The sequence below is a fragment of the Mycobacterium hainanense genome (genome assembly GCF_041890355.1).
Classification (GTDB): domain Bacteria; phylum Actinomycetota; class Actinomycetes; order Mycobacteriales; family Mycobacteriaceae; genus Mycobacterium; species Mycobacterium hainanense.
Genome location: NZ_CP169059.1, coordinates 1,978,942 through 1,991,519 on the forward strand (window position 1 = coordinate 1,978,942; position 12,578 = coordinate 1,991,519).

The 12,578-nt window shown below is 63.2% G+C and carries 13 protein-coding genes; 6 read left to right on the forward strand and 7 right to left on the reverse strand.

What is annotated here, in order from left to right:
• The first annotated feature begins 99 nt into the window (after positions 1–99).
• A complete protein-coding gene (locus ACEL92_RS09350; protein ID WP_374025304.1) occupies positions 100–540 on the forward strand; it encodes a hypothetical protein in 441 nt (146 codons plus the stop codon).
• Here ACEL92_RS09350 and ACEL92_RS09355 read toward each other — a convergent pair.
• A complete protein-coding gene (locus ACEL92_RS09355; RefSeq protein ID WP_374025305.1) occupies positions 530–2,149 on the reverse strand; it encodes a class I adenylate-forming enzyme family protein in 1,620 nt (539 codons plus the stop codon). The two genes, ACEL92_RS09350 and ACEL92_RS09355, sit on opposite strands and share 11 nt — an antisense overlap.
• 113 nt (positions 2,150–2,262) lie before the next feature.
• On the opposite strand from ACEL92_RS09355, the gene ACEL92_RS09360 reads away from it, so the two are divergent.
• From ACEL92_RS09360 to ACEL92_RS09375, 4 genes are all read left to right on the forward strand, one after another.
• The gene (locus ACEL92_RS09360) at positions 2,263–2,793 is read left to right on the forward strand and encodes a nuclear transport factor 2 family protein (protein ID WP_374026142.1); all 531 of its coding nucleotides are present in this window, start codon (positions 2,263–2,265) and stop codon (positions 2,791–2,793) included.
• Positions 2,794–2,929: 136 nt separating this feature from the next.
• Positions 2,930–4,150 (forward strand): CaiB/BaiF CoA transferase family protein, encoded by a 1,221-nt coding sequence (locus ACEL92_RS09365; protein ID WP_374026143.1) that lies wholly within the window; start codon positions 2,930–2,932, stop codon positions 4,148–4,150.
• Positions 4,147–5,385, forward strand: a complete 1,239-nt coding sequence (locus tag ACEL92_RS09370; RefSeq protein WP_374026144.1) for a cytochrome P450 — start codon at positions 4,147–4,149, stop codon at positions 5,383–5,385. Before ACEL92_RS09365 ends, ACEL92_RS09370 begins: the two co-directional genes overlap by 4 nt.
• Positions 5,382–5,930 carry a hypothetical protein gene (locus tag ACEL92_RS09375; protein WP_374025306.1) on the forward strand — a complete coding sequence of 183 codons (549 nt, stop codon included), beginning with the start codon at positions 5,382–5,384 and terminating at the stop codon, positions 5,928–5,930. Before ACEL92_RS09370 ends, ACEL92_RS09375 begins: the two co-directional genes overlap by 4 nt.
• 35 nt (positions 5,931–5,965) lie before the next feature.
• Here ACEL92_RS09375 and ACEL92_RS09380 read toward each other — a convergent pair whose 3' ends face one another.
• The 5 genes from ACEL92_RS09380 to ACEL92_RS09400 form a co-directional block, all read right to left on the reverse strand.
• Complete coding sequence (locus ACEL92_RS09380; protein WP_374025307.1) at positions 5,966–7,090, reverse strand: dihydrodipicolinate reductase; 1,125 nt, start codon at positions 7,088–7,090, stop codon at positions 5,966–5,968.
• A 64-nt stretch (positions 7,091–7,154) separates the two neighbouring features.
• Positions 7,155–8,396, reverse strand: coding sequence for a cytochrome P450 (locus tag ACEL92_RS09385; protein WP_374025308.1), 1,242 nt, complete (start codon positions 8,394–8,396; stop codon positions 7,155–7,157).
• A 15-nt stretch (positions 8,397–8,411) separates the two neighbouring features.
• Positions 8,412–9,365: an LLM class flavin-dependent oxidoreductase gene (locus ACEL92_RS09390; protein ID WP_374026145.1), complete on the reverse strand. Its 954-nt coding sequence runs from the start codon at positions 9,363–9,365 to the stop codon at positions 8,412–8,414.
• 85 nt (positions 9,366–9,450) lie between these two features.
• Entirely contained in the window at positions 9,451–9,873 is a 423-nt protein-coding gene (locus ACEL92_RS09395) for a nuclear transport factor 2 family protein (RefSeq protein WP_374025309.1), read from the reverse strand.
• Entirely contained in the window at positions 9,873–10,922 is a 1,050-nt protein-coding gene (locus ACEL92_RS09400; protein ID WP_374025310.1) for a zinc-binding dehydrogenase, read from the reverse strand. The genes ACEL92_RS09395 and ACEL92_RS09400 overlap by 1 nt, the downstream gene beginning before the upstream one ends.
• Before the next feature lie 94 nt (positions 10,923–11,016).
• Here ACEL92_RS09400 and ACEL92_RS09405 point away from each other — a divergent pair, with 94 nt between their 5' ends.
• Complete coding sequence (locus tag ACEL92_RS09405) at positions 11,017–11,922, forward strand: IclR family transcriptional regulator (RefSeq protein WP_374025311.1); 906 nt, start codon at positions 11,017–11,019, stop codon at positions 11,920–11,922.
• Between the two features lie 41 nt (positions 11,923–11,963).
• Here ACEL92_RS09405 and ACEL92_RS09410 read toward each other — a convergent pair whose 3' ends face one another.
• Positions 11,964–12,569, reverse strand: a complete 606-nt coding sequence (locus tag ACEL92_RS09410) for a TetR/AcrR family transcriptional regulator (protein WP_374025312.1) — start codon at positions 12,567–12,569, stop codon at positions 11,964–11,966.
• Between the last annotated feature and the right edge of the window lie 9 nt (positions 12,570–12,578).

The following is a 12,578-nucleotide window of genomic DNA, read 5'->3' on the forward strand; positions in this document are numbered from 1 at the left end:
CGCCGGGACGTGTGGGTATGCAGCCGCGAATCTACCCCAATGAGAATAATTATTTCCGATAACTGAAATCTGCCTTTATGCGCTCGTAGAGTCTTTGGCATGTCAGCCCCGCTGCCTCAGTTGCACCACGTTGTGTTCGCGATCGGACTCGAGCGGCTCGACCGTGCTGCCGATTACCTGAGCGCCCTAGGCTTTAGGTTCCAGGCTTTCGAGCTCGAGCACCTTGGTTTGCAGGTTCGCCTCGACTGGGACCGCGGGTTCGAGCTCATCGCCCCCACGGCCGCGGCGCCAACGGACGCTGGCACCGCGGCGGACTTCCTCGCGCGCAACGGCGACGGACTGTTCTCCGTCATCGTGCGCACGGCGGATTGCGCTGCGGGCGAGCACATCGCCGCGAGGTACGGCGCCAAGTCCGACTTCCGGCAGCGGCACGAAGGCGAGGGATTCGAGTTGACCGAAGTCAAGCTGGAGCCGTTATTCGGCATCCCGTTGACACTGATGACGACGAATATGGCCGACGGGCAGCCGGTTAGCCCCTAGCCGAGCGCAACTGTCCGCTGAGTTGCTGCGCCAGCTCCGACTTCTTGACCTTGCCGGTCGCGGTGAACGGAAGGTCTCGCTTGGCGGTGACCCAGATGTACTTCGGAACCTTGTACGCCGACAGCCGGTCGCGCAGTTGAACCCGCAAAGACTCTGGGTCGAGTGCGGATTCGCCCCGTGGCACCACCGCCGCTGCGACCACCGTTCCGTGCTCAGTGCTCTCCGCTCCGACCACATAAGCCTCGAGCACACCGTCGCAGTCGGCCAGTGCCCGTTCGACTTCGCTGGGTGTGACGTTGGTGCCACCGCCGGTCTTGATCAGGTCACCCAACCGTCCGGTGAACTTGATCCAACCGTCGTCGTACTCGATGCCGCAGTCGCCCGTTCGGTAGTAGCCGTCCGGCGTGAACACGTCCTCGCGCTCACACTTGTGCAGCCGCTGCATCAACGAGTACCCGCGCACCCAGATTTCCCCCGACGAGCCCAGGGGCGCAGGCAGTCCGGTGTCCGTGTCGACCAGCAGGTGGTGTAACCCGTCGATTGATACGCCACCCGTCTCGGATCGATCGGGCGGTTGAGGCAGATAAGGGTCGACCCCGATGTGGTTGCCGCACAACTCCGTCATTCCCAGCGCGTTGGGGCCCCGCGGTCGACGTTCGGGCGGCACCATTGCGGGCATGCTCGTGCGTTGCACGCTGCTCAGATCGCGTGCGCAGAAGTCAGGATGCTCGGCCAGTGATTTCCCTTGCTGCGGCCAGCCGAGCGTGATGGTGGCGCGGTGACGCTCGATGAGTTCCAGCGCCTCGGCGGCGTCGAATGCCGGTTGTGTGATTAGGGTTGCTCCGTGGTGGATCACCGCGTGCAAGCCGGTGATCAACCCGCCCACCCAGAAAAAGGGCATAGCCGTGAACATCACGGAATCGTGGCTGACGCCGTAGCTGAAGGTGAGGTTATAGGTGTGGCGGACCAGCGTGCCATGGGTGTGCACAGGTCCTTTCGGGTCACCGGTACTGCCTGAGGTGTAGATGATCATCACCTCGTCGGCCGGGGTCACACACGATTCCACGTCGACGAGAAAGTCTGCGTCGGCGGCCGGCAGCGCGCCGTCGGCGTGGATCCTCGTCGTCCAGGCCCGATCGGACGGTCCCCACACCGCGACCGTCCGCAGGAAGGGGGCCTTGCGGACCATGATGCGGCCTGGCCGGTCTTGACCGGCGAGCCCCGGCAGTGCATCTTCCAGCCGGGTCAAAAAGTCGTGATTGCGGAACCGCGGCCACGCCAAGATCGCGTTCAGGTCCGCATGGCGGGCGGTCCAGGCCAGTTCGGACGCCTTGTAGAAGGTGTTAAGCGGAACAGCGACCGCACCGATGCGTGTAGTGGCGAACCACGCCAGTGCCCAGTCGACGCTGTTGGGCATCAGGATTCCGACATGGTCACCCTTGCTGACGCCCTGCCCCAAGAGGGCGGCGGCCAAGGCGGCTGAACGCCGGTCGAGATCGGCGTAGGACAATCGCCGCCCGTCGGCGATGAGGAATGGTCTGTCGCCGAAACGCGCCGCGCAAAACCTCACCAGCGCAGGGATCGTGGGCAGGATCGTCGGAAAGGGCATGAGCGCAGAATAGTAGCCTTTCCGAAAACCGAGAACACCGGTTCTCATTTGGCGATTTAGCCTACAATACCGCGATGGCCACAGGGTTGAAGAGTTCTACCGCCGACGACCGGTTGGACCGAGTTGAGTCGAGCCTCGCAATCAGTCAGTTACCCGGCAAGTATGCGATGGCCCTCGATGCCCGTGATCTCGACGCATTGGTGGCGTTGTTCGTCGACGATGTCGACGCGGGCGCCGAGGGGCGCGGCAGGGATGCGTTGAAGCGCTGGTATGACCGCGTGCTCCGGCGGTTCTACCGCAGCATCCACCTGATCTGCGGTCACCAGTTTAACTTCGTCGACGCCGATCATGCGACCGGAGCGATTTACTGCCGCGCCGAACACGAGGACGGCGACGGATGGTATGTGATCACCATGCGCTACGACGATGTCTATGAGCGCCGTAACGGCCAGTGGTGTTTCGTGAAGCGGCGGGAGCACCCCTGGTACTCCGTCGATGTGACGGAGCGCCCGGGGCCCGAGTTCATGCGCTGGCCGACTGACGTTCGGTTGCGCGCGGCCATGCCCCAACGGATGCCGACCTGGCGGGCCTTTTGGGCCGACGGCGATCCGGGACTTCCCGAACGGCTGTCGGCGTGCCCGTGAGGCTCGGTCATCCTGGCCGGCCTGCGGTTTACAAGTTCAATGGAAACTGACATTCTCGGCTGTGTAAGCAGGCGTTTCCGCCGTTGCTAGGCTGTCGGTAGACCCGCATCCGTCCCATCGCGACCAGGAGGCCGTCATTTCCGTCGACAAAGTACTCAGCGGTGTCCGCGTGCTCGAGGTTGCCGCGTGGACCTTCGTGCCGTCGGCCGGCGCCGTGCTGGCGGAATGGGGAGCCGAGGTCATCAAGGTCGAGCCGCGCGAGGGAGGAGACCCGCAACGCGGCCTCGTCACGATGGGCATCGTCGACGAGGGCGGCGGCGCCGTCAACTACATGATCGAGATACCCAATCGGGGCAAGAAGTCCATCGGCGTCGACCTGAGTACTCCCGGTGGCCAAGATGTCATCCGCAAGCTCGCGGCCACGTGCGACGTGTTCCTCACCAGCTACCTACCAAGCCGCCGCAAGAAAATGGGCATCGACGTGGACGACATCAGGGCCGCCAACCCTAACATCGTCTACGTGCGCGGGTCGGGCCACGGCCCGAAGGGGCCCGACGCCGACAAGCCCGGCTATGACGGCGTCTCTTACTGGGCGCGCGGCGGCATCGCCACCATGCTTACCGAGGACGCCGAGGAATTGGTGCGCTCACGACCCGCCTTCGGCGACCTGCTCGGCGGAATGACGATCGCTGGGGGTATCGCGGCCGCGCTGTACCGAAAGGCGACCACCGGTCAGGGATCGGTGGTGGATGTCTCCCTCCTCGGGCTTGCGGCTTGGAACCTCAGCCCCGACATCGCAGTGAGCCAGATTCATGGCGGCGGCGCGGTGCCGAGCTGGCGTCACGCCGACGCGCCCAATCCGTTGGTCGGGACCTACCGCACCAAAGACGATCGCTACGTCCAGCTGATGATGTTGCAATTGGACAAGTTCTATGCGGAAGCGATGCGCGCCATCGGCCTACCCGAGCTCGTCGATGATGCGCGATTTGCCGATGCGGCAACGCGATTCGCCAACCGGGCGGAACTCATCTCGCTGATGGACGAAGCGTTTGCCCAACGCACACTCGCCGAATGGCGTGAGGCGCTCGCAGGCCTCTCCGGCGCGTGGGGGGTGGTGCAGACACCGGGGGAGGTGTGCCACGACCCGGCGGTGACCGCAAATGGCTATATCGCCAACACGACGACGATGAACGGTTCGCCGTACGCGCTGCCCACCAACCCCGTGCAATTCGACGAACAGGCCGTCACCCCTTCTGGGGCCCCCGAGCACGGCCAGCACACAGAGGAGGTGCTGATGGAAGCGGGCCTGGATTGGGACACCATCGAAGCCTACAAAGAGGCCGGAGCGATTCTGTGACTCCTACTACGCCACAGCAGGTCTCGGAAGGCCACGTCGAATTCGATCCCTTCTCTGAAGATTTCTTCAACGGGGCGTACGACACCTACCGACGCCTGCGCGACAGTGCCCCCGTGTACTACAACCCGAAGTGGGATTTCTGGGCACTGACCCGCTACGACGACGTGGCGCCCGCTACCAAGGACCACGAAACCTATTCGTCGGCAAAGGGTGCGACGCTGGATATGGTCCAGGCGCACGATGACGCGATACCAGTGCCCAAAGTGATCATCTCGATGGATCCACCCGAGCACCAGAAGATGCGCAGGCTGGTGAGCAACGTATTCACGCCGCGCGCCATCGCGGCGTTGGAAGACATGGTGCGCGAGAAGGTTTACGAACGCGTCGACGCGCTCGATCCGTCGTCGTTCGACGTGGTGGCCGATTTCTCGGCGTTGTTCCCGAATGAGGTCATCACCACCATGCTCGGAGTGCCCAAGCAGGATCGCGACCAGATCCGCATTTGGCTTGATCTGCTGCTTGAACGCCACCCGGGTGGGATCGCCACCACCGCCGCGGGCCGGGAAGCCTCGATGAAAACCGGGCTTTACTATTACGACCTCGTGCAGCAGCGCCGCGCCGAACCTCGTGACGACATGATCAGTCGGCTCATCGAGACGGAGATCGAGCGGGACGGGCAGGTGGAGAAGCTCACCGACGTTGATATCACCGGATTTGCGACCATGCTTGGGGGAGCGGGCGCCGAGACGGTGACCAAACTCGTCGGCAACGCCATGGTAGCCTTCGCCGACTTTCCGGATCAGTGGCAGAAGTTGCAGAAGGATCGCAGTAAGGTGCCCGCCGCCATCGAAGAACTGTTGCGCTACGAGGCGCCCTCGCAGTACCAGGTACGCACTGCCACCCGCGATGTGACCTTGCACGGCAGCACCATTCCCGCAGGCAGCGCAGTACTGCTCGTCACGGGCTCGGCGACCCGCGACGAACGGATGTTCCCCGATCCCGACCGGCTGGACATCGACCGGGAGCGAAGGATGGGCTTCAACCTCGCGTTCGGGTATGGCGTGCACAGTTGCTTGGGGGCTGCGCTGGCGAGGATGGAGAGCCGCATCGCGCTCGAGGCGCTGCTCGATCTCCTCCCTGACTATGAAGTCGACCGCGGCGGACTGCGGCGGGTGGCGATGGCCAACGTTTGCGGGTGGTCCAATGTGCCCGTGCGCAGGAAGCAGGGGGCATGACCTCCGATCGAGTTGCCCTGCACCACAGGCTGGCCCACTCAAAATGGGAGACGTACGCTACGGCCCCGGAAACGAAAAAGATCAGCTACGGCGAGGAGTGGGTCTACGCACCAGACGCCGTAATGATGTGCCCGTTGTTTAACGGCGGCGCCGATCACGTGATGGCCGATCTGGCCTCCGAAGAGGTTCTCGCGACCATGCAGGAGTACGCGCCCGACGGCGACATGCTCACTTGCGAATTCCGCATGTGGTGGAAGCACATGCCGGACTTTCGAATCATCACCCCGTTCGAGTGCACCTCTGCCGATTGGGGGTTCGCAGTCCGCGACACCTACGCGGGAACGCTGGCCGACGGCACGGTGCTCCAGCTTCACGAATGGGATTACGTATGGACCAACGACGAGGGCCACATCACTCGTTGGGACTGGTTCGTCGATTCCCGGGAATGGTACCCCTTCGTCGACCTTATCGGCCTCGATCGCGACAGCCTGACGTATCAGGCCTACACCCTGAACTTCCTGCGCAAAGGCAGCATTGTCGGCTGAGGTCTGGCGCGTTGATATGGTCGTCGACCGCGCCATCAGTGGGTCGCGGTGTAAGGGAGAGATCTAGTTCGTGATTGCCTGCTCACGACTGCTGGACCCGCCAAGGGATAGCCAAGCACGCCAGGTGCCGCGTCTACGACCTCCGGTATGGAGTTGACCGCAGCCAGCGCTGTCACCGCGACACCCGGATTGACCCGATCCGAGGGCGATTGCTCGAAGTACAGCTCCAAACACATGCTGGGCTGTCCCTCGACCCGGATGACCATGCCACCTTGGTTCTCCCTCGACGGCCTCGGCCATCGCTGCGGCCAGGGTGTGGAACTTACCGTTGCAAAATACTGCACCGCGACCACTCGCCGACCATTGATGACGCCGGCGAGCTGCCACCGGTGCGCGCAAATCGTTCCCTCCGGAATCACGCCGATTGCAGTTTCGAGATCCGTTGGTGCGAGCAATGTTTCCCAATCAAGCTCAACTCCCTCTAGCTCCAGGCCGAGAATGTCGGCGATGTAGCGCACCACGGTCTCCCAATCGTGGTTGACCTTGCCCGACGCGATTCGAGCGGGCACGTGCCCGTTCGGCTTTCCGAAACCCATGGATTCGTGCAGGACGTCCCAGACGGGATAGGACTTGTCGAGGTCGATCGCGTATTCGTCCATTCGGTAGGACTCGACGGTTCCGGCGCCGGCAAGCAGGGCGGTAGGGATGTTCAGACTGATGAAGCCCGGCTCGGCGCCGGTGGCGTAAAACGTCGAATTACCCTTCGCTGCTGCGGCTTCCACGGCCGCGCGCCACTCCGGCGGCGCCGCGGGTGGGTAGACCATCGGGATCGTCGAGATCGTCACGACGTTGATCCCCGCCTCAAGATAGGTGACGATGTCGGCGATTGCGTCGTGCTCGCGCCGGACGGCGGTGGCACAGTAGGTAACACAGTCGGGAGCGAGAGCCAGCACTGCGTCGAGATCGTCGGTTGCCGATATACCGATATCCGTTCCGCCACAAAGGCGCCCCGCGTCGACTCCAGCCTTCTCGGGCGTGGACACTTTCACTCCGACGAGTTCCAGTGCCGGATCATCGATGATTGCCCGGAGTGCCTCCTTCCCGGTCAGTCCCGTACCTACGTGAACAACGCGATACCTTCCAGATTTCTCAGTTGCCACCGTTCAATCTCCTATGTCGTTTTGCCAGGAGCACGACATCATCGTGCTCCACGGTTACGGCGGATCATTGCGCTACCGCACGCACGGGTACGCGTCCCCAGCCGAAGACATTCGGCATCTTGACCCGTTGCAGGCCCGCGACGTCTACCTCGAACTCGGGGATCAAGTCCAACAGTGCATCGATGGCAATACGTCCCTCCATGCGCGCCAGTGCGGCGCCGAGACAGCTATGAATTCCGTAGCCGAATCCCAGGTTGTGGCCGGAGTGCCGACGAGTGATGTCGAAGCGATCCGGATCGACGAACGCACGCTCATCCCTGGTGGCCGAACCATTGATGAGCATCACCGGCTTGTGCTTGGGTATCACCGTGCCATGAAGCTCGACATCGACTTTGCTCCAACGGATGTCGTATTGCGATGGCCCCTCATAACGCAGCAGTTCTTCGAAGGCGGCTGGGATGAGGCTTCGGTCGCGCCGTAATGCCTGCCATTGGTCCTGATGTCGTGCAAACACCACTGCGGCGCTGGCGACCAGCTTGGTCACCGTCTCGGCGCCCGCACCGCCGAGCATCGACGCAAAGGCCGAAATCTCCGTGTCGTCGAGGCGAGTCATGGTGCCGTCGTCGCGTTCGACCTCGACCTGGGTGAGCCGCGAAATCATGTCGTCCTGCGGGTTGGCGCGTTTCTCGACGACAAGGTCGTAGTAGTACCTCCACATGGTCACCGCCGCCTCGCGGCCGTGCGGCGTCGTGCTGATGTTTCCCGGCTCGCGTTCCAGCAGTGCGTCGAGCCAGTGCCGGATCTGCTGGCGACCGTCCGGCGGCACTCCCAACATCGTGGTGATGATCTCGACGGGGAACAGCGCCGAGAAGTCCTCGACCATGTCGAACGACGCCACATTGATGGTTTGCGCGATTGTGTCGATCACCTTCCGGATCATCGGCTCGAGCTTGGCGATCGCACGCGGGGTAAAAACCTTGTTTACCAGCGACCGCATTCTGGTGTGCTGCGGAGGGTCCATCATGATGATCACCCCGTGCGGGACCATCGCGTCAGGATCGATGAAATGATCGAGGGTCACACCCTTCGCCGAGGAATACGTTTCGTGATCACGCATTGCGGGCGCGACATCCTCATAGCGGGAAAGGGCCCAGAAGTCGTACTGCGTGCTGTGGTAGACCGGCGCCCGATCGCGTAGTTGGCGGTAAGTCTCGAACGGATCGTTGAAGAATTCGTCCGAGAAGGGGTCGAAGTGAACCGATCCCAAACACGTGCCTACTTCCGCCGCGCCCCCGTCAACGCTCATCTCGTGTCCTTTCGACTACTGCAGCTCGGCGAATCTCTTCAAGTAGGGCCATGCGATCGCGGGCGGTATCCCGCCGCATAGGGGCGAGATGTTGAACATTTCACCGGCTGCGATGCGCTTCCGCGCTTCGTCGGCGGAGAGGATCACGTGCGACGACGTGTTGCGGAGCTCGTCGATGGTCGTGGCGGTGGTGATGTTGGCGGACACGGCGTTGTCGGGGTTCCACTCCGAGTAGGCCATTGCGTCGTGCAGGAGGTACTTGCCGATCTCGTCCCACGCCGCGTCGACGTCGTCGGCGACGAAGCAGTTGGTCGCGGCGTCACGGTCGGGGATGAGGACAAGCCCGGGCTCGAATCCGTTCTCGCGGCATGCTTTTTCGTAGGCTTCCCGCATTCCGGCCACTCCGCCATTCGCAAGCAACCCGAGACCATTGCGTCCAGCGCGCCGGGCTGCTGCCAGGCTGGCACCGCCCCAGCTCATCATCGGACCTTCCGGCGTGCGCGGTCGTGGGGTGACCTTCATTCGCCTGCCGCCGTGTTCGATCTCTTCGCCGGCCAGGAGGCGGCGTAGCAGGCCGAGCTTCTCGTCGGCCAGCCTGCCGCGATCGGACATGGAGAGTCCGAAGTGGGCGTATTCCTCAGCGCGATATCCGATTCCGAACACGTAGGTCGCTCTGCCCGCGCTGATGTGATCCAGTACGGCGATGTCCTCGGCCAGCCGCGCCGGGTCGTAGAAGGGGAGCAAAATCGTCAGGTTCAGCATCAGTTGCTTCGTGCGAGCGGCAATTGCCGCGCCGAGCAGCAATGGCGACGGCAGATAGCCGTCGTCTGCGCAGTGGTGTTCGCACAGCACGACGGCGATACAGCCATGCTGCTCGGCCCATGCCGACATCTCGATAGCCGCGGCGTACAACTCGGTGGGCGGCGCGCCGATGGAGGGTGCTCGCATGTCGAATCGAAGGGTGAACACAGCCGTGTCTAACCCCGCTGCCGTGCGTCGGAACCCATGACTTCGGCACTTGCCTGCATGATCAGGCGAACCACTTCGTTGCGTGTCATGGATTTGAAAAGTATCCATGAGTGCCCGTCACCGCGGCGAGCCGAACCGAGGTGTAGGTACGACTGTCGATCCGCCAGCCATCTGCTGTGCGGACGGCGTGGTCATCGTAGTAACCGACGGGGTTCGCGCCCGAGCCGTCCTCCATCAGGATCAGCGCGTCGACGTAGGTGCGCATCGTCGCGGTGTCGCCGTCTACTGCTATGGCCTGGTTGGTCATTCGATGCATCGTGTGCGCCGCGCCGACGTGGGCTGCCTCCATAAACTGTGCAACCTCTGCGCCACCGGTCCACTGGCCGACCACACCGTAGTCGACGCGCGCATCCTCGGTGAACACTGTCGTGAGAAGCCAGTATTGCTTGCTGTCGATTGCGGTTGCGTACCGGACGGTGAGGTCGAAAAGGTCGTCGCGGTCCGGCATCAGAGGTCACCGTTCGGGTGAATCACGACGCGGGGTGGCCCTTCGGAGCGCCGCGCCGCCTCCAGTGCGGCGGGCACCTCGTCGAGGCCGATGATCTTGCCGACGCTGGGCAGCGGGTCCAGCTTTCCCTCGACGACCGCGTCCAGGACGCCGTACCAGTCCTGCGGCAGCGGCCCTCCGCCGAACTGCAGAGTGAGGCCGTTTCGGGTGGCTGTGGTGATGTCGAGGGTGTCGCCGCTGTACCAGCCGCCCGCGCAATAGATGCGTGACGAGAACTCGGCCTCCGCGACAAGCTTGTCGATGAGGCCCGCAGCACCAACGCATTCGAACACCACGGCGGAACCGGCCAGGTGGCGTTCGGCACGAACATTGCGGAAGACCTCGAACACCGACTGCTGTGCGGGGTCGACCAGAACATGGGCGCCGAAGCCGGAGCGGGCCAGTTCCCGGCGCTCGGCGCTGAAGTCGGACACGATGATCGGATCAACCCCCCGCGCGCTCAGCGCAGCGACCGCGGATAGCCCGATGGCACCCGCGCCGACGACGATCGGGATCTCGCCGGGCTGCAGGTTCGAGGCGCGGACGTAGAACTCGCCGACCGCGAAGGCGTCGACCACGGCGACCGCATCGCTGGACACCGAACCTTGTATCACCCTCGCCGTTGCCTCGGGTACCACGACCAACTCGCCGAAACTGCCCTGCGCCTGGGGGTGCTGTCCGATGATGCGTAGACCCCCGGCGCCACCGTCCACCAACCGGATCGGCATCGACGTCACCCGGGCCCCGATCGGGAAGGCATCGCTGCACCCGGGGCCGTGGCCGATCACTTCACCCACGAATTCGTGACCCATGACGATGTCGCGGTCGGGGTCGTAGAGCGACCGACCCGTCGCATCATCGATCGCCAACTCCGGATGGTCCATGAAGTGCACATCGGACGCGCAAATCGCGGTGCTGAGGGTCTTGAGCAGTAAATCACCCTGCCCGGCAACGGGATCGGGGGTTTCGCGAACCGTCAGCTCACCGCCTCGCAGCACTACGGCGCGCACCGCACTCACATCCTCGTGGCATAATCTCTATTATTAGAGAATTGTTTATCCGAATATTGAGTCGACCGTAGAATGCGGCGCGAGGGGAGTCAAGATGCGCGGGGTCACTTCAGCGCCGGCCGAGCGCGTCCTCGATGTCGTTGAATTGCTCAGCAGGCCGGAAACTGGCGGGCACCGCTTTTCCGACGTCGCTCGCGAGCTCGGTCTTTCTCAGGCCACGGCACACTCCATACTCAAGACCCTGTGCGACCGCGGTTGGGCCACGCGGGATCCCATTTCCAAGAAGTTCGACCTTGGCCCCGCTGTGGCCCTGATCGCGCAGCGGTTGGAAGCCGCGCGCCCACTTCTGGCTGTCGCTCGCGAAGCCATTCGCCGTCTCGCTGATGCAACCGGCGCGCCGGCCTCGGTAGTTGAGCGCACTGGAGAGGAACTGGTGATTACCGCGTTCGAAACTCCCGACGGATCTGCCAAACCGGTCGCTTCCCTCGAGCGCATCCCGTATGCCCCGCCGTTCGGGATCGCTTGTGCTGCTTGGGATATCCCAAGCGAACAGGAATCGTGGATTCAGCGCGGCGCGGCAGGGGACACCGGGTTGGCGGAGCGTCTTCGCGCAGTGTTGGCTCAGACGCGAGAACGCGGATATGACGTCGATTGGATGACCCCGGCGTTGGCGCAGGCGGCTCACGCGATCGAAACGTTGTCTACCGAGACAGTGCCCCACAATCTGCGTTCCGTCGTTGACCAACTGCGAGTCGAATTCATCTCGGCGAACCTGCTATCCGGCGACAGCGCACGCGATCCGCTCCCGGTTGCCACAGTCTCCGCGCCCGTCCTGGACGAGAAGGGGCGGGTGCGACTCATTCTTGGATTCCACCCGCTACGCGCCATGACGATGAGCGAAATTCATGCTGCGGCACAACCGCTCCTGCGCGAGATTGATCGGGTGGGAGGCCACAGAGTGCCATCTCCCGACGGCGCCCGCGCCACGGCGACGTCCTAGCCGGCGAACATGGCGTTGCCCAAGGTACGTCATCTCATGAATTACGCACTGCTACGTTTGCCTCGGTCACCGACGAATCCCCGAACGACGTATGCGCGGACGAACTCGGCCACGGCGTCGTCGTGGCCGTCGAGATGAGGTGATGGTGTGGTGAACAATGAGAACAGTATTCGCGCAAACCACTCCGACGCCGATCGAACGTCGAGGTCGCTGCGGATCTCACCGGTCAATCTCGCCGCCGAGATGTAGGGCGTGAAAAATTCGCCACATTCCCGGAGGAGGGTTGATGAGTTCTTGGTCAACATCAAGTTGACCTGTTCTTCATCGAAATAAGACTCGTGTTCCACGACTCGGCGGGCCTGGGTGACGAAGACCGCTGCGCGGACCAGCTTTTGCTCCAAAGTACTTCCGCCCTCCCTGTCGATGGCGGTTGCCAACTTGCGATAAAAGCTCTGTGAGGCCGCTTCCGCGCACGTCTCGACAATCGCCTCCTTGTCCCGGAAGTACTCATAGAACGTGCTTCGGGAAACATTCGCGGCGCGAGCGATATCGACGATCGTCGTCTTTCGCAACCCACGGGTTCGGAAGCAGGCGAACGCAGCCCAGATGAGAGCCGCGCGGGTATCGACCGCGCTAGCCCGTGTCATCGGCCGCCC